Here is a 20,840-nt window from a genome sequence, read left to right as displayed (position 1 = left end):
TTAGTACCGTATCGTTTTAAGCTGCGATTGGTACTCACCCGGGGAGAGCTGCTGCCTATGTTTGAACACGCGATTAAAATAAGACCTACTTTCAAAACCACATTGCATGTAAACATCCTTGATATTCAATCCCGGATCCTGCAATAATCCAGTGGCCAGTTTAATCCGTTCGTTATTGATGAACTCAATGGGCGAAATTCCCAGTTCATTTTTAAAGATCCTGTGAAAATGGGACGGGCTCATACAGGCCTTTTTGCTTAAATCCTCAACGTTCAAAGGTTCATGTAAATTTTCGCGAATATACCTGATTACAAAGGAAAGTCGGTTATTACTGTTTATGGCTATCTGCGAACTGGTATATATTTTACGCTCGTTGGTCTGTAAAATTCGAATGATAAGTTCCCGTAGCATATTATCAACAAAGAAATCCTTGGAGGGATGGTTTTCGGAGAAAAGAAAAAGCAGTCGTTGTAGAATCTGAAAAATTCCTTGATCGTTCACAAAATGGAAGTTGTAATCCATTAAGCTCCATTCCTTCTCGTCATCCTTGGTCATGCTTTCGTTCATGAACTGTAGCACATTTTTGATTTTATCTTCGGAAATGGCCATGGCCAAACAACGTGTGGGATTTTTGGATTTGGCCTCAGGAAAGTCAATACACATGGTTTCATTGGCCGGGAGTACCAGAGACTCGCCCGGCAAAAAATCAAACGATTCATAGTCCCTAAGATGCATTACTTTTTTCCCTTCGATCATACTTGCCAAAACAGGTTGGTTGAATTGCAACAACACTTTCTCAGCTTGTTCATGGGTTTCAAAAACATGCATGGCTGCATTTTTTAACGTATAGGAGGTTTGGTTTTCGACCATGGTTTCCAATCGTCTTCCCTCCAAAATTGTATCGGACAACTTTAACATTCCTTAATAATATCAATCATACAATATGGAATATACAAAATTTTATATCTAAATAAATCATTATAATAAATAATGATAGGATTGTTCATGTTATTCATAGAATTCGTCAGACCATTACACTTTTCAATATGTAATTTTAGAGGAGTCTTTTTTAAAGAACTGAAAAACACAGAACCAATTTTTAATTTTTAAAACAGTTAAGATATGAGCAACACTGCAACCGTGGCACAAGACGTGCTACAAAAACCGACATTCAAGAACCAATATGAGAATTTTATTGGTGGAAAATGGACTGCACCTGTAAAAGGTGAGTATTTTGAAAACACCTCGCCTGTAGACGGCAAATCATTTACAAAAATCCCGAGATCTACTGCGGAGGATATTGAAAAAGCCATTGATGCGGCATGGGAAGCAGCGTCTTCCTGGAACAATTCATCGGCAACAGAACGAAGCAATATGCTTTTAAAAATAGCCGATGTCATGGAAAAAAACTTGGAGGTTTTGGCGAGAGCCGAGACTTGGGACAACGGCAAGGCCATTCGCGAAACGAGGGCAGCCGATTTACCATTGGCCATAGACCATTTTAGATATTTTGCCGGCGTTATCAGGGCCGAAGAAGGATCCGTAAGTGAATTGGACAGTAATACCGTTGCCTTGAACGTTACAGAGCCTTTGGGAGTAGTTGGACAGATCATTCCTTGGAACTTCCCTATTTTGATGGCCGTTTGGAAACTGGCCCCAGCATTGGCAGCAGGTAACTGTGTCGTCCTAAAGCCCGCTGAACAGACCCCTGTAGGGATACTCGTTCTTGTTGAGTTGATACAGGATATTCTTCCCGCCGGTGTTCTTAACGTCGTTAACGGCTTTGGAGCCGAAGCAGGTAAACCCTTGGCATCAAGCTCAAGGATCAATAAGGTCGCATTTACCGGAGAAACAACGACCGGACAATTGATTATGCAATATGCCTCCAAAAACATTACGCCCGTTACCTTGGAATTGGGTGGAAAATCCCCAAATATATTCTTTGAGAATATTATGGACGCAGATGATGAATTCTTTGATAAGTGTATCGAAGGGGCCAATATGTTCGCCCTTAACCAAGGAGAAGTCTGTACATGCCCCTCTAGGATGCTCGTACAGGAAAGTATTTTTGAGGCCTTTATGGCACGTGTTATAGAAAGAACGAAAGCGATAAAAATGGGACATCCCCTAGACCCAAGCACGATGATGGGAGCCCAGGCATCCAGCGACCAGTTTGAAAAAATCCTTAACTATATCCAAATTGGCAAGGAAGAGGGTTGTGAGGTGTTGACCGGTGGTGAACAGGCGTACAATGAAGGTTTGGAAGGCGGATTTTATATTCAGCCAACAGTGCTAAAAGGAAACAATAAAATGAGGGTGTTCCAGGAGGAAATCTTTGGACCCGTCGTTTGTGTAACTACCTTCAAGGATGAGGCCGAAGCCATTGAAATTGCCAATGATACGTTATACGGTCTGGGGGCCGGGGTCTGGACCAGGGATACACACCAGGCCTATACGGTTTCCAGGGCCATCAAAGCAGGTAGGGTCTGGGTAAACTGCTACCACCTTTATCCCGCACATGCCCCATTTGGTGGATATAAAAAATCCGGAATAGGCAGGGAGAACCATAAAATGATGTTGGCCCACTACAGACAGACGAAGAACATGCTTATCTCTTACGATAAGAAGCCAATGGGATTCTTTTAAAAGAAAGAACATGAAAACCAAACGGGTACTGGTAAGTGATAAAGCCGCCGAAGTTATCAGGGAGCTCAAGGAAAAACACGGTGATCTTATGTTTCACCAGAGTGGGGGTTGTTGCGACGGCTCTTCCCCCATGTGCTTTCCTAAAGGCGAATTGATGATCGATGATAACGATATTTGGTTGGGAACTATTGAGGGATGTGAATTTCATATCTCAAAGGATCAATTTGAATATTGGAAACATACCCAACTTACCGTCGATGTAACTCCCGGTAGAGGGGCAAGCTTTTCACTGGAAATACCCATGGGCATTCGGTTTATCATAAAATCCCGACTTTATACTCCGGAAGAGGCGGAAAACTTAGCCCCTGTTCGGGTAGGGGAGTAATTAAAAATTATATATCATTTAAAAAAGGCCTGTAGAACATACGGGCCTTTCACTTTTTCAACAGGATATAATGCGTAACTTGTCCCCTCAAAATCATGCTGTTGAAACTTACGTTTAAAAAAATACTCATAGCTCCTTTTGTACTTTTGGTCCGTTTTTACCAATTGGCCATTTCACCCTATACTCCGGCCACTTGCAGGTATTCGCCCACATGTTCCCAGTATACCTTGGAGGCATTGAAAAAGCATGGCCTTTTTAAAGGAGGCTGGTTGTCCGTCAAAAGAATATTCAGTTGTAATCCCTGGGGAGGAAAAGGATATGACCCCGTACCCTAAAAATTGTACAAACTGTAAATTCGAGAGGATATTTCGTAGGAGGTAATCGGTCCTATTTACGTATATTAGCCCCTCTAAATCGTCGCGCATGTACTTCTTAGGAATTATTTGGAATCCCAACGAGACCCTCTTTAATTTAGGCCCCATCCAAATAAAGTATTACAATTTGCTTTGGATCATCGCTTTTGCCATTGGTTGGTATCTTATGAAGAGGATATTCGTAAATGAAAAAAAATCGGTAGAACAACTAGATTCTCTTTTTGTATATACCGTTTTGGGAACCATGCTGGGAGCCAGACTGGGGCATGTCTTTTTCTATGACTGGCCCTATTATAAAAATCATTTGCTGGAAATACTTTTACCAATAAGGGAGAGCGATACGGGCAGTCTTCTTTTTGGCCTCGTTGATGGTTATGAATTTACCGGGTTTACGGGACTGGCCAGCCATGGGGCAACCATTGGTATTATTGTTGCCACCTATTTGTTCACCCGTAAACATAAAGGTTTCAGTATGCTTTGGATTTTTGATAGACTTACCATTCCGGTTGCCATAGGAGCCTTTTGTGTGCGTCTTGGAAATTTCTTTAACTCTGAAATCAATGGAAAGAAGGTTGACGAATCTTTCATATTTGCGACGAAGTTCATTCGGGATTCGGATGACCTGCATCCGTCAAAGGCCTTGGGCGTAACCAAGGAAAGAACCTTGAACGCCGCCTACGATGCTATTGAAAACGACCCGCAATTTTCACAATATTTGGCAGAGATACCCTATAGACACCCCGCACAGCTTTACGAAGGGATTTGTTATATTTTTGTTTTCGTTCTTTTATACTATTTATATTGGAAAACCGATAAAAAGAACAAACCGGGCTATCTTTTTGGTTTATTTTTAATTTTATTGTGGACCGTTCGTTTCTTTGTGGAATTTGTAAAGAAAAGCCAAGGGGGTTTTGAAGAATCCCTAGGTTTACTATCAACGGGACAATGGTTGAGTATTCCCTTTATCCTGTTAGGCTTTTATTTCATGTTCAGACCTATAAAAACATCATAAATCGGTTACCGATATGTGCGCTTCAAGATACTTTTTGGGCATAACGATTGTTTTATTCATTGGATTGTCCTCTTGCAAGGAAGAAGCGAAAAAGGTAATCAAAACTACCCCGGTGACCTTTACGAAGGAAGGTTCTTTGGATATCTACAGACAAGAATCGGATTCCTTAATACAACAATTGGATATTGAAATTGCGGAAACCGATTATGAGACCCAAACCGGACTCATGTACCGAAAAAGCATGGAAACCACCCAGGGAATGTTTTTCATTTTTCCCGATGTTGCCATGCATTCCTTTTACATGAAGAATATGGAGTTTCCCTTGGATATCATCTTCATAGACGAAAATTTAAAAATAGCCAGCATCCAAAAAAACGCCCAACCCTATAATGAGATCGGTCTATCTTCCAAATTACCGGTAAAATATGTTTTGGAAGTAAATGGGGGCCTTTCGGATGCTTGGTCCCTTGAAATTGGGGATAGGATTTCGTTCATAAGACTTTAGCCCATGAACTACTCCATGGAAAGCGAGGAAACGGAAAGGCTAAAGTTCAGAAAATTAACGATGGCCGATTTTGATGCCTGGCTGCCCTTCCATGAAGACCCAAGATCTTCCCAATACTGGTCTGGACTACCCAAAGACCCAATAAGTGCCTGTTCCCAACAATTTGACCGGGTTTTTGAACGCTATGAAAAAGATCTGGGAGGAATGTTCGCCATAATAAACAAAGACACAGAGGAACTAGTTGGTCTGTGTGGCTTACTGGTACAAATTGTGGATGGCCAACAGGAACTCGAAATAGGATACTCTATTCTTCCAAAATATTGGGGAAATGGCTTTGCCACAGAAGCTGCAGGAAAATGTAAGCTAACCGCCTTCAAAAAAGGATGGGCCAACCATCTTATTTCCATCATCCATATTGATAATGAACCTTCCAAAAAAGTAGCCATAAACAATGGTATGCACCTGGAAAAAAGAACGGAATACAAGAACAATCCTGTATATATTTTTAGAATAGACCGATAATATGAAGCCCTCTTGGAGGGATTTTTTATGGCAATCTAATTACCTCAAAAAAAGAAATGTTCAAAAACCAAGCTATTAACCAAATTTGAAACGCATGAACCATTTGGGGATTTTTACGGATAATCAAACCAATAAAAAAGAGCTCATTCGAAAGCTCCAAAACAACGAATTTTCAGACATCATAAACCTGAAGGATACATCCGGAAAACTATTTTCCCAATTGGCGGTAAGAAGGTTTATGCAGGAGGAGGAAAAACATGGCACAAAATATCTTCCCACGAAAGGACAGGCCCTGAAGACCATGTCAAGCGGGGAACAAAAAAAAGCTTTACTTTTTCATATACTCGAACAAAAACCGGACTATATCCTATTGGACAATCCGTTTGATAATTTGGATATTTCATTTCAAAATGATCTTAAAACACTTCTTCAAGAAAAGGCAGTCGGAACCTTGCTGATACAATTGGCCAGCCGAAAGTCTGACATGCTTCCCAATATCCACAATTTTGCAAAAGCCATTGATGGCCAACTTAGGGTACTAAAGGAGGATGTACAATATGTAGACGAGGAACCGACTATGTTTTCGGGAAGCATCCCTCCTGCCATTGAAGCAATACCGTTTAAAGGGGAGACATTGATCACCTTTGAAAAGGTTTCCGTCTCGTATGGCGAAAAACACGTCCTTAAGGATATTGACTGGGAAGTGAAAACCGGCGAATTTTGGCAACTGATAGGAAACAATAGAACCGGCAAGACAACGATTCTTTCCATGATAACCGGCGATAACCCAAAAGCTTTTGGTCAGGAAATCTACCTTTTTGGAAAGAAGAAAGGTTCCGGGGAAAGTGTTTGGGACATAAAGGAAAAGATTGGCTACTTCTCCCCTGCCATGACCGATAGCTTTTCTGGAAGACATTCGGTCGAAAACATGCTCATTTCGGGATTATTGGATTCCATCGGGTTATATATAAAACCCACCGAAAGGCAAAAAAGAATTTGTAAGGAGTGGCTTTTACTTTTAGGTTTATGGGAGCGGAGAAACGTTCAATTCAACGATTTGTCACTCGGGGACCAGCGCCTTGTAATGACCGTTCGTGCCATGGTAAAACATCCCCCATTATTAATATTGGACGAACCCACCAGCGGCATGGACGATGCTTCGGCCAGCATGCTCGTAGACCTTGTCAATAAAATAGCGGAAGAAACAAAGACCACGATTCTATTTGTGAGCCACAGAAAAGAACCAGGATTGAATCCCAAGAAAATCCTTGAATTAAAACATACCGATAAGGGTTCCATCGGCATTGTAAAATAGACCTAACAGGTTTCAAAAACCTGTTAGGTCTAGGCACACTAAGCTATACCAGTAAACTACCTCGGGGCAAGCCCACGAGGCATTCGCAGGAAACAAATTTTTAATTTCAAGGCAAGCCTCGGAGTATTAAACCCTTTGGCCGTGCCAATAAAAAAAGGCCGCTATGCATTACGTAGCGACCTTTTCGAGTTAGTTGTTGTCAAAGCCCTAATTAAGGACCTTGGTAATTTTCTTGCTCAAGGCATCGAACATGATGGGTGTCGCGATAAACACAGAGGAGTAGGTACCTACTACCACACCCACGATCATAGCGAACATAAATCCTCGTAACGATTCGCCGCCAAAGATGAAGATGGCCAATAACACCACCAAGGTGGTCAAAGAGGTATTCAAGGTTCTTCCCAAGGTACTGTTGATTGCAGAATTGACATTTTCCCCACCTTTCCAGCCTCTCTCGGCCAAAATTTCACGTATACGGTCGAACACTACCACGGTATCGTTCAAGGAATACCCTATAACCGTTAGAATGGCCGCAATAAAGGCCTGATCGATTTCCATGTTGAACGGCATAATTTTACCAAAAATCGAGAACACACCCAATACAATCAACACGTCGTGGAATACCGCCACAACTGCTCCCAAGGAGAATTGCCATCTACGGAAACGTATCAAGATATAAAGGAAAACCACGGCCAATGATCCCAAAATTGCGAGAAAAGCATTGTTTTTGATATCATCCGCAATAGTAGGCCCTACTTTGACTGACTGTAAAATACCTATGGACTTACCCTCGCTACCTATGGCAAAGGCATCTTTGGAAGTACCATCCGGTAGATATTTTTGTAAGGAAGTGTATAATTTATCCTGAATTTCGGTATCGACCTCAATACCTTCAACATCTACTTTATAAGGGGTCGTAATCTTTATTTGATTAACTTCCCCAAAAGTCTTAACGTTGGTGCCGCTTCCAAAAACATCGTTCAATTCAGATGCGATTTCAGACGGATTCACGGCTTGTTCAAAACGTACCGTGTAGGAACGACCTCCCACAAAATCCACACCCTGTTGCAATCCAGGCCCAAAAAACAAGGATGCCAGACCAACTAGAACCAAAATACCTGAAAGAACGTAAGAAATCTTTCTTTTTACCAAGAAATCGATGGATAGGTTCTGAAACAGGCCTTTTGTTAGACTTGTGGAGAAATCCAAGCTTCTACCCTTACCGCTAATATACCAGTCCACTAATAAACGGGTGATGAATATAGCCGTAAACAAGGAAGTAAGAATACCGATCAATAAGGTAGTTGCAAAACCTTTGATTGGACCGGATCCAAAAACAAATAGGATTATGGCCGTAAGACCGGTCGTAATATTGGCATCCAAAATGGACGAAAGGGCGTTTCCAAAACCATCGGAAACTGCCAGACTCTTGCCCTTCCCTTTTGCCAACTCCTCTTTTATCCTTTCAAAGATAAGCACGTTCGCATCCACGGACATACCTATCGTCAAAACGATACCTGCGATACCCGGTAAAGTCAATACGGCGTTCAAACTTGTGAGAACCCCAAAAATCAATAGAATGTTCAACAACAAGGCAACATCGGCAAAGGCACCGGCCTTTCCATAGTATGCGATCATCCAGAGCAATACAATGGCCATAGCTATCAAAAAGGACATAAAACCACTGTCTATAGCTTCCTGACCCAACGAAGGACCAACGATTTCAGATTGTATGATTTCCGCAGAAGCCGGCAGTTTACCGGCCCGTAATACATTTGAAATATCCTTTGTTTCATTCACGGTAAAGTTACCTGTAATTTCTGAACGACCACCTGAAATGGGGCCACTGGAAACCCCGGGAGCAGTATATACCTTATTGTCCAAAACAATGGCAATCCCCGTTTGGTTGTTATAGGCATCGCCTGTCAATTGCTCCCATTCCTTGGCACCTTTGGTGTTCATGGTCATGGAAACGGCTGGCTTACCAAATTGGTCAAAATCTGCTCGGGCATCGCTCACCACATCACCACTGATTCGAGGAACTCCTTCCCTGTTGGACTTTAAGGCATACAAATCGATTACTTCCGTATCCTCGCTTGCAGGTCTTTCCCAAACAAATTTTACAAATTGGATATCCGCTGGCAATAACCTTCTGATTTCCGGCATTCTAAAATAGGACCCAATAGTAGCCGTGTCCTTAATGGCCGCCCTGAACATGGCGTTCGTTCCGGGGTTTGCAGGTATCAACAACTCGTAAAGAGGGTTAACCTGAGTGGCCAGGTCCAAAGAATCAGCGGCCACATCCGATAGAAGAGAATCCAATTCCGACTCTTCTTTCACCGGTTCCGGCTTCTTGACATCCACAATCTCCTTCAACTTTTCATTCGCCTGAATGAGGAACGTACTAAAGGACGGATTGCTTTGTTTGTACGTTTCCCAAAACTCCAACTGTGCCGTACTGGACAACAGGTCCTGGGCACGATTGATATCCCTGGCACCTGGCAGTTCCACTAAAATCCTACCGGAATTTCCTTCCCTTTGGATGTTTGGCTGGGTAACCCCAAAGCCGTCAATACGCTCACGCAAGACCTCGAATGCGGAAACTACGGACTCATCGATTTTTCTACGGATGATGGGTTTTACCTCATCATCGGACATTTGAAAGTTGATTTCATCGCTCAACCCCTTGTTCGCGAAAATATCAGGCGAAGCCAATTTTGTTTCCCCTTTGATATTATCAAAAGCTTCGAAAAACAGATCGATATAGGTGTCATCACTATTTTTTGATGCAACATCCGCATCGGCCAAAGCCTTATTAAAAACAGGGTTTTTAGTATTGTTTGCCATACCTTTTAAGATATCCTTTACGGAAATCTGTAGTGTAACGTTAATACCACCCTTAAGATCAAGGCCTTTGTTCAACTCCTTCTTTTTGGCCTCGTTGTAGTTGGTGTAGCCCAAAATGGTATTGTTCCCAATGGAATCCAAGTAACTGGTTTCCAAAACTTCCCGTTTGGCTATATAGTCCTCTTCCCCTTCAGAAATACGGCTTGAAGCAAATACTTCTGCTTCTTTCTCTATCTTATTGGTGATGAAAGTGTAGGATAGTTGGTAGATACTAACTAACCCGAATAATAAAGCAAAAAGCTTTATAAGTCCTTTATTTTGCATTTTAAAAATTGATTTAAGTTATGTCGATTATAATTTTCTTGTGATTTAAAAATCAAGGGAATTATCGTAATAAAACGTAATTTTCTCCCTTTGGGTAGGTTGTATGGAAATTAGCTTTTCCCAAGAAGACAAGGTCCTGCCCTTCCCTCTGGTATGTTCCGTGAAGTATTATCTATTGCGATTGCAATGTTATGATGTATCTTAAAAGCCGTTTCATCCAAAGTATATGGTCTTAACACAACTGGAGTGTTGGCATACAGTAGAACCGGATAATAAAATCCCCTGTGAACCTCCTTCTGGGCCACAACGAGGTTTCCATTAATTTTCAATCCATTATGGGCCTGTTGATGTAAATCTGAAACAACAAGGCTATAATTCTCTGGGAGACTTTCATTTGGAAAATTAAAAGGGGGCTCATCTTTATACCCTGATTCATTCGAGGTTTCATTGGAAAGAAATTCCTTGACAACGTTCGCATTGATATCGCTGTAATAACGAATATTTACATGGCTGGTGTCATCCTCTATTACCTCAATACCTTCAACACCCAATAACAACAGTTTTTGCTTGATGTTGGACAACACTTCATCACGCCCATTTTCAGAAGCGATTTCCACATCTGTGAATTGAAGGGTTATCTGCTGATTGGAAGCTCTTTTATGCGGCTGACTGAGCCCCAAAAGAACGAGGATTACAATTAAACTACTTATGCACCATTTTGCATTCATGGCGCAAATATAAAAAGAAAGATTATTGTTGAAAGTAAATAATTGACAATACGTACAATACGAAGTGGCATTCCTTTAAAAAAGAAAACCTTTGGAACAAGATTCCAAAGGTTTTCATACCGGGTTAAAAAGGTTTAAAATTTATAGTTCCAATAACCCATTGGTTTTGGAAACTCCTTCTGCACTTTCCTTCATTTTGGCCTTTTCTGCATCGCTTAAAGGAATGTCAACAATCTGTTCGATACCGTTTTTACCTAAAATTACTGGAACGCCTATACAAATATCATTTAGGTCATATTCTCCTTCCAATAGGACTGAACATGGAAACATTTTCTTTTGATCACAGGCAATGGCCTGTACCAATGCGGATACCGCTGCACCGGGAGCGTACCAAGCACTGGTCCCCAACAATTTGGTCAAGGTGGCACCACCTACTTTGGTATCTTCCGCCACTTGTTGCAATCTATCTTCGGATAAAAACTCAGATACCCTAACACTATTTCTAGTAGCATGGGAGGTCAAAGGAACCATTCCGGTATCGCTGTGACCTCCAATCACCATCCCGTCTACATCTGAAATGGGCGCATCCAAAGCCTCTGCCAATCTATATTTGAAACGGGCACTGTCCAAAGCTCCACCCATTCCTATAATCTTGTTTTTTGGCAGATCCGTTGTTTTATGCACCAAATAGGTCATGGTGTCCATTGGGTTACTAACTACGATCAAGATAACATTTGGGGAATATTGGATTAGGCTACTTGCGACCGACTTCACGATTCCTGCATTTATGCCTATGAGTTCCTCACGAGTCATCCCCGGTTTTCTTGGAATACCCGATGTGATAACAGCAATATCGCTGTTGGCAGTTTTTGAATAATCATTGGTACTTCCCGTAATTTTGGTATCAAAACCGTTCAAGGATGCCGTTTGCATCAAATCCATCGCCTTACCTTCTGCAAAACCCTCCTTAATATCCAAAATGACTACCTCTGAAGCAAAATCCTTAATGGCAATGTACTCCGCACAACTGGCTCCTACCGCTCCAGCTCCAACTACTGTAACTTTCATGTTCCTATATTTTTATGAATTAATTTATTTATACTAAAACAAAAGGTTTCATTATACCTTTTTAGCTTGCCAAAAATACTCAATTCCTAACAATTTGACAGGAAGTAAAGCGGTAATATATCCAGACTTTTGACTTTTAAAAACATCGACAAAATGTAGCTAACGTTAAAAAAAGATACCTTTCAACGAAGAAATGGCAAAAAAGTTGCCGTACATCGATTTTTAGTAATATCGCAAAAGAAGCCCCGTTTATAGTTGTGGATCCCAAATCCAAACATAACCTACTTAGTAATGAAAAAGTTCCTCTCGTTAATGGCCATTTGTGCCATTATCTTTTCCGCAAATTGTTCGCGCATTGAACAGAACAATGACCCCATTATTGGTATATGGTCTCAATCCGAAACTGAAATTAGCAACAGTTCTTCCAAAGGTACCCTCCGTAAAGAGTGGATTTTTAATGATGTTTATCTCGGTAGATATCATGAAATCAACGGAAACGACATTACCCTACAAACAGATTTTAAGTGGTACAGGGAAGGGGACATTTATACCATAGAATATAGGGGACTTGAAAATGTGCCTGTTGACCGTTTAAAAATTATTGAAAGCGATCAAGGTACTATTTTGGAAAAGATCAATGGCGAGTACGTAGCCATTAGGGAGTAGAAAATTTTCACAGGGCCATGGGAAAGAGCCTGTTCGGAGAAATCTGGGCAGGCTCTTCATGTATAAAATAAGCCCGGCGTATCCGCCGGGCTTATTAATTTTTTATTTCATAGTTATTTTAAGGACTATCTAAACCCAAAATTGACACCAAACGTCCATGTGTTGAATTCGCCTAAAGTATAATCGGCATTGAGCCTAAAGAAGCCCAATTTAAGCTTGGCCCCTACATTGCCCGTAACACCGTTTACCTTTTTGGTAATGGAAAAGGGGTCTTCGTACGTTTGAGAAGCAAAAGGTCCTGCGGTCACTATATAAGTTCCCAAAACGTCCGTTACTGATTTTCCAGTAACGTAGCCAAGTCCGCCATAAAAATTGATTACCGGAAGTCTCGTGGAAACAACGGCATTAAATGCCCAAGTATTTATACTCGTCTCTATTCGTTGGTCGTTTCCTTGCACCAAATTGAAATTCTCTAGATCATAGTCACCATCCACCTTGGTATATCCTATAACTGCAGAAATGGCGACCGGCAAAATTTTATCCGCAGGGAGGAGTTTAGTGAAATCATGTTGCAGTCCAAAACCAATCAAGCCCACAGAGGCACCCTCATATTCGATTTTGGGTAAAAACCGTGCCTTTATCTCCGTACCTTTAATCAGGCCAACACTTCCTTGAAGGTATCCAGAGGGTACAAAATCCAAGCCCTCCCCGGAAAGTCCGGAAGGCAATTCAAAGGTTTGTCGTGCAGTGGCACCCGCTACCTGTCCTTCAACATATACCTCTACACCGCTTATATCTCCCAAAGCGGTAGAAACTTCCCTGGCAATGCCGGGATTGTCCACAAAATCCAGATTCTGATAGTCATTTGGATCTAAAACAAAAGCTTTTTTATCCGACTTATTTTTGAAGCCGGTAATATTTCCGATGATGGATATTTCAAATCCGCCCAAGGGCTTGGCATCTGCCGTATTGTACCATCCTGTAGAAAAATTATAAATAGCACTTTCTGAAAGCGGCTCCAAATAATCTACGGTAAATTGTTCTGCATCTTCCACACCGGCGGCAAAAAGATCGTTAAAGTCCTGGGCCATAGCGGCGCTAAAACTACACAGTAAAAAGCATGTAAGTAAATTCTTCATTTTTTAATTTTTCCTAAAACTAAAAAACCTGCGTTTTTGGCGCAGGTTTTTGTTGTGTAATAGGGTTTTTTTATGTGTCAATGTTCGCATAGACGGCATTTTTCTCAATGAATTCCCGCCTAGGAGGTACCTCATCGCCCATCAACATTGAAAAGATTCGATCCGTCTCCGTCGCATTTTCAATGGTAATTTGACGTAAGGTCCTGAATTCTGGGTTCATAGTGGTGTCCCACAATTGTTCAGCGTTCATTTCACCAAGTCCTTTGTATCGTTGTATGCTTACACCTCCACTAAAACTTGCTGCGATTTCATCACGCTCCTTATCGGTCCAGGCATATTGCTTTTTTTGGCCTTTTTTAACCAAATATAGTGGTGGTGTGGCGATGTAAACATGGCCCCCTTCGACCAACTCACGCATGTAGCGGAAGAAGAACGTCAAAATCAAGGTTTCAATGTGGCTACCATCCACATCGGCATCACACATGATTACTACTTTATGGTAACGCAATTTTTCGAGGTTCAAAGCCTTGCTGTCCTCTTCGGTACCAATGGTAACGCCAAGTGCCGTATAAATGTTCTTGATTTCCTCATTTTCAAAAACCTTATGCTGCATGGCCTTCTCCACGTTCAGAATCTTACCTCTCAAGGGCAGAATGGCCTGAAAATTCCTGTCACGACCTTGCTTGGCCGTTCCGCCGGCGGAATCTCCCTCTACTAGGAATACCTCACATTGAGTTGGGTCTTGCTCTGAACAATCCGATAATTTCCCTGGCAATCCCCCCACGCTCATTACGGTCTTTCGCTGAACCATCTCCCTAGCTTTGGTTGCCGCATGCCTGGCTTGGGCCGCTAGGATTACTTTTTGCACGATTATCTTGGCATCATCTGGATGTTCTTCCAAATAGTCCGTCAACATCTCCGATACGGCTTGGCTAACCGCCGCGGAAACTTCGCGGTTACCCAGCTTGGTCTTTGTTTGACCTTCAAATTGCGGTTCTGCTACCTTAACGGATACGATCGCTGTCAAGCCTTCCCTAAAATCATCCCCTTGAATTTCAAATTTTAGCTTGTCCAACATACCGGAAGCATCGGCATATTTTTTAAGGGTCGTTGTGAGCCCCCTTCTAAAACCCGATAAATGGGTACCACCTTCGTGCGTATTGATATTATTTACGTAGGAATGTAGGTTTTCCGTATAACTGGTATTGTATACCATGGCAACTTCCACAGGAATATCGTTCTTTTCACCTTCCATGGAAATAACACTCTTAATCAAAGGTTCCCTATTGCCATCCAAGAACTTTACAAACTCCTTAAGCCCTTCATTGGAGTAGAATGTTTCCGACACAAACTCTCCCTTATCATCCTTTTGTCTTCTATCCGTAATGGAAATGGTAACCCCTTTGTTGAGAAAGGAAAGTTCGCGCATCCTATTGGATAGCGTTTCATAACTATATTCAATGGTCTGGGTAAATATGGTCTCGTCCGGTCTAAAAGTGACTACCGTACCCCTATCATCAGTTTCACCAACGCTCTTTACGGGATAAAGCGCCTTGCCCCTTTCATACTCCTGTTCCCATATTTTACCATCCCTGTATACCGTAGCCTTTAAATGACTGGACAGTGCATTTACACAGGAAACTCCAACACCATGCAGACCACCGGATACTTTATAGGAATCTTTATCGAACTTGCCTCCAGCACCAATTTTGGTCATTACGACCTGTAGCGCGGATACACCTTCCTTTTTATGCAAATCAACAGGAATACCCCTTCCGTTATCCTTGGTAGTAATGGAATTGTCCTCGTTTATGACGACACTTATGGTATCACAATGTCCACCCATGGCCTCATCGATGGAGTTATCCACCACCTCATAGACCAAGTGATGCAACCCACGGACACCCACATCGCCAATGTACATGGATGGACGCATCCTTACATGCTCCATTCCTTCCAAAGCTTGGATACTATCCGCTGAATATTGCTTTTTATTTGCTTCTTCGCTCATAAATTAAAAGTTGTTTTTACTTCAAAAATTGCAATCCTACAAATATACGGAATACCCCATGAAATAAGCCCTTTCTCCATATTGGACATTGTCAAGTTATCAACAAAAATTGTGGAAAATTACCAATTTGACAAAAGAGGTCAGCGCAATTATTTTTAACTAGTGCACAAGGTTCAAAACTGAAATGACCATAACAAAAGAGGTGCCAATAGTTGGCACCTCTCAAGGACTAATTAAAAAATAAAAACTGCCCTGCTTCTCTGAAACAGGTAAACAGAATTGCCTTAAAAAACTTATTTCACATAAGCATCCGCGTGTACTTTGGCCACGGCCCTTCCTGAGGGATCGTTCATGTTTTTAAACGCTTCGTCCCATTCCAACGCAATTTTGGTACTACAGGCCACGGAGGGTTCCTGGGGAACGCATAACGCAGCGGCATCAGAAGGAAAATGTTCCTCGAATATGGAACGGTAGTAAAACTCTTCTTTGGTTGTGGGTGTCTGTATAGGAAACCTAAACCTGGCATTTGCCAATTGGTCATCCGTAACCTCCTTTGCCACCATTTCCTTTAAAGTATCGATCCAACTATAACCCACACCATCCGAAAATTGTTCCTTTTGTCTCCAAGCAACACTTTCGGGTAGCATTTCCTCAAAGGCCTTCCTAACCACCCATTTCTCCATACGCTCTCCGTTGATCATTTTATCCTTTGGATTGATGCGCATGGCCACATCCATAAATTCCTTGTCCAAAAAGGGTACACGTCCCTCGATGCCCCATGCGGCCAAAGATTTGTTGGCCCTTAAACAATCATACATATGGAGTTTATCCAACTTTCTAACGGTCTCTTCATGAAAATCCTTTGGACTTGGTGCTTTATGAAAATATAGATAGCCACCAAAAAGCTCATCCGCTCCTTCACCCGATAATACCATCTTTATTCCCATGGACTTAATTACACGGGCCATCAAATACATAGGGGTAGAAGCACGAATCGTTGTGATGTCATAGGTTTCCAAGTTGTAGATAACATCCCTTATGGCATCCAAACCTTCCTGTATGGTAAACTTGATTTCATGATGCACGGTGCCGATGTGATCCGCCACCTTTCGAGCGGCAGCTAAATCCGGTGATCCTTCCAGTCCCACTGAAAATGAGTGTAGCTGTGGCCACCATGCGTCCACCGTATCGCCGGACTCTATTCTCTTTTGGGCATATTTTTTGGCAATGGCCGATGTTACGGAAGAATCCAACCCTCCGGACAGTAAAACGCCATAAGGTACATCGGACATTAACTGACGGTGCACGGCAGCTTCCAAAGCTTCCTTGATCGCTTGGATACTGGTTTCGTTTTCCTTTACGGCTTCATAGTCCATCCAATCGCGCTTGTACCATCTTTTCAATTCCCCATCGGAACTATGCAAATAATGCCCTGGGGGAAACAATTCTATTTTGGTACAGGTGCCCTCCAGAGCCTTAAGTTCCGAAGCCACATAAAAGGTTCCATTCTGGTCCCAACCCATATACAAAGGAATGATACCCATATGGTCCCTGGCCACAAAATATTCGTCCTTTTCCGAATCATAAATAGCAAAACCAAAAATGCCATTCATCTCATCTATGAAATGGGACCCTTTTTCTTGGTAAAGTGCCAGAATGACCTCACAATCAGATTCGGTTTTAAAATTATATTTTCCCTCAAATTGCTTACGCAACTCCCTATGATTATATATTTCCCCATTGGCGGCCAAAATCAACTTTCCATCTTCACTCAAAAGAGGTTGTTTTCCAGAGGCAGGATCCACAATGGCCAAACGCTCATGGGCCAAAATGGCCTTCTCATCCGCATAAATACCGCTCCAATCCGGTCCTCTATGCCTAACTTTTTTAGACATTTCCAGCAATTGAGGCCTTAATACTTCCGTACTTTCCTTGACATCAAATGCACAAACAATTCCACACATATTATTTTATTTATAATAATTCCGATGCAAAAATGACCCAATTGTTTAAAATATAAAACACAATAGATAATTATGATTACATTTTATAATCAAATAATGTTATTGTATACAAAAAATAAACTATTTTATTTTTAAATGGAAGTATCCCGACCATTTTGTAAGTATGTTAAAATTTAACGACTTTTTATAAGAATAAGCTCTGTGAAGTACTTAGCTTTGAAACACTAAATTAAATTCGATTATGAAAAAAATTATTTCCCTATCCCTATTCATCGCTGTTATATCCTTTTCAAACGGCCTTAGCGCCCAAAAGTTCTCCGGATTGGACAAAAGTCCCATGGATATGGCATCCTACCCCACCGATTACAAGGTTTCCGACAAAGTGGTGAGAATCATCTACGGAAGACCTCAACTTAAAAACCGTTCCTTGGCGGAACTAGCCCCTACCGGGCAAGTTTGGAGAACAGGTGCCAATGAAGCGGCGGAGATTTCCTTTTACCAAGACGTAAATTTTGGAGGCAAGGATATAAAAGCTGGGACATATTCCTTATTCACGATTCCAGGAGAACAGGAATGGACCGTTATCCTAAATAAAAATTTGAACCAATGGGGTTCCTATTTTTACGATGAAAGTGGCGATGTTGCAAGAATTAAGGTTCCCAATGGTTCCGATGCTTCAAGTTTGGAAGAGTTTTCCATAGCCTTTAAGGAAGTTGAAAAAGGTGCCCACATGGTCATGGGTTGGGACAAAACAAGAGTGGCGGTTCCCATCACATGGTAATACCACTTTTTACAATAAAAAAAACGGACTTAGGTCCGTTTTTTTATTTTCTAGTTTTTAGCCAATGGCCATATCCTTCAATCGACCTTTATTAATTTTCCGGTAACTGTTTCGTACCTCTTACGGAAAACCTACTGCCTTCTTCCGTTATGACCTGTCCCTCAAGTTCCTTTCCTTTTATCCCAAGTACCACGCCAACCCGCTCCACACCATCCAAGTTGACATGAAATTGCATTTCTTCACCTTCTACCAGAATATCATATGCATTGAGCGACCCTCTATTTTGTAATTGCACCTGCACCGTATACTGGCCTTCCATTTTGTCAACTATCAAAAGACCTTCTTCATAGCCATTATTTATGCCTGTCACCCTATAGCTCCAAACACCTACAACTTCCGTAAGTTCTAAAGTTTTATCGTTGGTTTTATTATTTCCAGTGTTTCCGAACCCGTCTTGGGCGGTTCCTGTGAAAAACACTAACAAAAGCAATAGGAATATAGGAATGTACCTCACAATATTGGTATAGGATTTCTACTTATAACTCGCAATCCAAGAATTTATTTTCTCTTCCAAAAGCATTAAAGGCAAACTTCCGGTGCCCAACACTTGATCATGGAACTCTCGTAAATCAAATTTAGGACCTAGTTCCATTTTGGCCCTATTCCGTAATTCCAATATTTTCAATTGGCCCATTTTATAGGAAAGTGCCTGACCAGGTGTGGCCATATATCGTTCCACTTCGGCAATAATACCTTCCTCTGACTCCGCTTCATGGGCCAAAGAATAAGCTATTGCCTCTTCGCGGGTCCAACCCATTGCGTGTATTCCAGTGTCCACTACCAACCGAATGGCGCGGTGCATTTCCATACTGAGCATGCCAAAATATTGATAAGGGTCTTCATAAAGGCCCAGTTCCTTTCCTAGGGATTCCGCATACAAGGCCCACCCTTCCACAAAAACACCCATACTTTCAGGATGTAAAAATTCTGGTAGCCCTTGGTTCTCCTGTTGTAGGCTCAACTGATAATGATGGCCCGGTATGGCCTCATGTAAGAACAGGGCTTCATCATGAACCACATTGTAACTTTTGACATTGGGAATGGGCACATAAAAGGTACCCGGCCGTTTGGCGTCCTTAGAACCCGGAACGTACTCCGCACTGGCCGATGCCTCCCTGAAGGCTTCGGTACGCTTTACATGAAAACCGGCCTTGGGGCGGAGGTTGAATACACTATCCAATTGTAAGCTCAAGCGCTCATGGATACGATTAAAATGTTCCAAAACTTCAGCTGGGTCATTAAAGGGCATAAGTTCCCTTTTGTTACGCACCTCAATGAAAAAGTCCTTTAATTCACCTTTAAAACCCAATTCATCCTTTACCTTTTCCATTTCCCCTGTAATACGATCCACTTCCTGCTGTCCAAGGGCATGAATATCTTCAGCAGTCATTTTCGTAGTAGTGTGCAACCGAATCAAATAATTATAAGTTTCACGGCCATTCGGTAAGGCGGACAATCCATCCGTATCCCTACAGGCAGGAAGATATTCCTGTTCCAAAAATTGATGCAACTCTTGGTACTTGGGAAGAATTTTTTCAGTAATCATCCGTTCGTAATCATTTTTCAAGCTTGCCCTGACATCTTCATCCATCGCTTCCGGAAAATTGAGCACCGGCTGATAGAAGAGATTCTCCTCTAGGGGAATATCAAGAAACGTCTTAATTTGTGGCAGCATTTTTAGGGTAAGGACCTTAGGCAAAACGATTTCTTTTTCCATTCCTTCCTGCATATGCTCCATACAGGTATCCAAAAACTGGAGATAGTCCTCTAAACGGTTTAACCAATTTACATAATCCTCCTGGGTGGCGAAGGGCTGTACGCTAGTGCCCCCGGCCAACTGGGCCACGTACAGATGTAGTGACTGTATCTGGAACAAGGGCATAAGTTCAAAACTGGGCAGGTTATAAATGGGAGATGCCATAGTGACAATGGAATTGTTTAACCCCTCCAATTTCATACGGCAATCCCATTCCATTACCCGGGCACTCAAGGCATCTTCCTTGGTAAGCTCGGATATAGGATACTTTTCCAGTTCGGACAAAAACGAGATATAGGATTCCCGGAGATATTCCTGATGCCTGTCTGAGATATAATTGACAATGGTATCATTGTAGGTGTCAATCCCGGCTTTTGTTGCCTCTATGGGATTGATTTTATTTTGAAAATCGTAAAAAGCTACAAATAGACTATCAATGCTACCTATATCATTTTTTTTAGATTTGTGCTCCGGTGTACAAGCCGCAAACAATAGTGTAATTGCTGCGATAACTCCTTTGTAGTTCATTGTCCTTAAATTTTAGGATATATAAATCTATTGACTTAGGCATTTAACCACTAATATTTTTGATATAGCATGGCGGGGTATTTACCATCCTGAGCATCAGGTTGTCGAATATGCCCTCCTTCATGAAGCTGCGGTTGAACCTGTAGCAATATTCGTCGAGATAGTCCTGTAGGTCCCCCACGTGGTGGTGCATCCCCCTAAGCCATGCC

Annotated in this window: 18 protein-coding genes and 1 pseudogene; 9 read left to right on the top strand and 10 right to left on the bottom strand. The window is 41.8% G+C overall.

What is annotated here, in order from left to right; genetic code table 11:
* Positions 1-918: an AraC family transcriptional regulator gene (locus BFP75_RS11460; RefSeq protein WP_099545525.1), complete on the bottom strand. Its 918-nt coding sequence runs from the start codon at positions 916-918 to the stop codon at positions 1-3.
* A 204-nt stretch (positions 919-1,122) separates the two neighbouring features.
* Between BFP75_RS11460 and BFP75_RS11455 the strand changes: the two genes are divergently transcribed.
* From BFP75_RS11455 to BFP75_RS11425, 7 genes are all read left to right on the top strand, one after another.
* A complete protein-coding gene (locus BFP75_RS11455; protein WP_099545524.1) occupies positions 1,123-2,646 on the top strand; it encodes an aldehyde dehydrogenase family protein in 1,524 nt (507 codons plus the stop codon).
* Positions 2,647-2,656: 10 nt separating this feature from the next.
* A complete protein-coding gene (locus BFP75_RS11450; protein WP_099545523.1) occupies positions 2,657-3,031 on the top strand; it encodes a DUF779 domain-containing protein in 375 nt (124 codons plus the stop codon).
* Between the two features lie 101 nt (positions 3,032-3,132).
* Complete coding sequence (gene yidD, locus BFP75_RS11445) at positions 3,133-3,366, top strand: membrane protein insertion efficiency factor YidD (RefSeq protein WP_410504085.1); 234 nt, start codon at positions 3,133-3,135, stop codon at positions 3,364-3,366.
* Positions 3,367-3,454: 88 nt separating this feature from the next.
* A complete protein-coding gene (gene lgt / locus BFP75_RS11440; RefSeq protein WP_099545521.1) occupies positions 3,455-4,417 on the top strand; it encodes a prolipoprotein diacylglyceryl transferase in 963 nt (320 codons plus the stop codon).
* A 13-nt stretch (positions 4,418-4,430) separates the two neighbouring features.
* Positions 4,431-4,922, top strand: coding sequence for a DUF192 domain-containing protein (locus BFP75_RS11435; protein ID WP_099545520.1), 492 nt, complete (start codon positions 4,431-4,433; stop codon positions 4,920-4,922).
* Positions 4,923-4,925: 3 nt separating this feature from the next.
* Positions 4,926-5,444: a GNAT family N-acetyltransferase gene (locus BFP75_RS11430; protein ID WP_099545519.1), complete on the top strand. Its 519-nt coding sequence runs from the start codon at positions 4,926-4,928 to the stop codon at positions 5,442-5,444.
* 94 nt (positions 5,445-5,538) lie between these two features.
* Entirely contained in the window at positions 5,539-6,759 is a 1,221-nt protein-coding gene (locus BFP75_RS11425; protein WP_099545518.1) for an ATP-binding cassette domain-containing protein, read from the top strand.
* Positions 6,760-6,966: 207 nt separating this feature from the next.
* Here BFP75_RS11425 and secDF read toward each other — a convergent pair whose 3' ends face one another.
* From secDF to BFP75_RS11410, 3 genes are all read right to left on the bottom strand, one after another.
* The gene (gene secDF, locus BFP75_RS11420) at positions 6,967-9,930 is read right to left on the bottom strand and encodes a protein translocase subunit SecDF (RefSeq protein ID WP_099545517.1); all 2,964 of its coding nucleotides are present in this window, start codon (positions 9,928-9,930) and stop codon (positions 6,967-6,969) included.
* Positions 9,931-10,040: 110 nt separating this feature from the next.
* Positions 10,041-10,658, bottom strand: coding sequence for a hypothetical protein (locus tag BFP75_RS11415; protein WP_099545516.1), 618 nt, complete (start codon positions 10,656-10,658; stop codon positions 10,041-10,043).
* A gap of 141 nt (positions 10,659-10,799) precedes the next feature.
* Positions 10,800-11,726: a malate dehydrogenase gene (locus BFP75_RS11410; RefSeq protein WP_099545515.1), complete on the bottom strand. Its 927-nt coding sequence runs from the start codon at positions 11,724-11,726 to the stop codon at positions 10,800-10,802.
* Between the two features lie 291 nt (positions 11,727-12,017).
* Between BFP75_RS11410 and BFP75_RS11405 the strand changes: the two genes are divergently transcribed.
* Positions 12,018-12,392 carry a hypothetical protein gene (locus BFP75_RS11405; RefSeq protein ID WP_123803424.1) on the top strand — a complete coding sequence of 125 codons (375 nt, stop codon included), beginning with the start codon at positions 12,018-12,020 and terminating at the stop codon, positions 12,390-12,392.
* A 125-nt stretch (positions 12,393-12,517) separates the two neighbouring features.
* On the opposite strand, the gene BFP75_RS11400 is transcribed toward BFP75_RS11405, so the two are convergent.
* The 3 genes from BFP75_RS11400 to asnB form a co-directional block, all read right to left on the bottom strand.
* A complete protein-coding gene (locus BFP75_RS11400; protein ID WP_099545513.1) occupies positions 12,518-13,531 on the bottom strand; it encodes a DUF6588 family protein in 1,014 nt (337 codons plus the stop codon).
* A 70-nt stretch (positions 13,532-13,601) separates the two neighbouring features.
* Complete coding sequence (gyrB, locus tag BFP75_RS11395; protein WP_099545512.1) at positions 13,602-15,542, bottom strand: DNA topoisomerase (ATP-hydrolyzing) subunit B; 1,941 nt, start codon at positions 15,540-15,542, stop codon at positions 13,602-13,604.
* A gap of 293 nt (positions 15,543-15,835) precedes the next feature.
* Entirely contained in the window at positions 15,836-17,506 is a 1,671-nt protein-coding gene (asnB, locus tag BFP75_RS11390; protein ID WP_099545511.1) for an asparagine synthase B, read from the bottom strand.
* A 241-nt stretch (positions 17,507-17,747) separates the two neighbouring features.
* Here asnB and BFP75_RS11385 point away from each other — a divergent pair, with 241 nt between their 5' ends.
* Positions 17,748-18,287, top strand: a complete 540-nt coding sequence (locus BFP75_RS11385; protein ID WP_099545510.1) for a DUF2911 domain-containing protein — start codon at positions 17,748-17,750, stop codon at positions 18,285-18,287.
* A 91-nt stretch (positions 18,288-18,378) separates the two neighbouring features.
* Here the strand turns inward: BFP75_RS11385 and BFP75_RS11380 are convergent, their stop codons facing one another.
* The 3 genes and pseudogenes from BFP75_RS11380 to BFP75_RS11370 form a co-directional block, all read right to left on the bottom strand.
* On the bottom strand, positions 18,379-18,801 hold the full coding sequence (locus tag BFP75_RS11380; protein ID WP_123803422.1) for a hypothetical protein: 423 nt from the start codon (positions 18,799-18,801) through the stop codon (positions 18,379-18,381).
* A gap of 18 nt (positions 18,802-18,819) precedes the next feature.
* Positions 18,820-20,631, bottom strand: coding sequence for a DUF885 domain-containing protein (locus BFP75_RS11375; RefSeq protein ID WP_099545508.1), 1,812 nt, complete (start codon positions 20,629-20,631; stop codon positions 18,820-18,822).
* A gap of 43 nt (positions 20,632-20,674) precedes the next feature.
* Positions 20,675-20,840 (bottom strand): annotated as a pseudogene (locus BFP75_RS11370) (IS1595 family transposase); the annotation flags it as partial.

The organism is Maribacter sp. 4G9, assembly GCF_002742265.1.
In the GTDB taxonomy this organism is placed as follows: domain Bacteria; phylum Bacteroidota; class Bacteroidia; order Flavobacteriales; family Flavobacteriaceae; genus Maribacter.
Note: the sequence above shows the minus strand (reverse complement) of the source record. Positions and strands in the feature narration are given on the sequence as shown.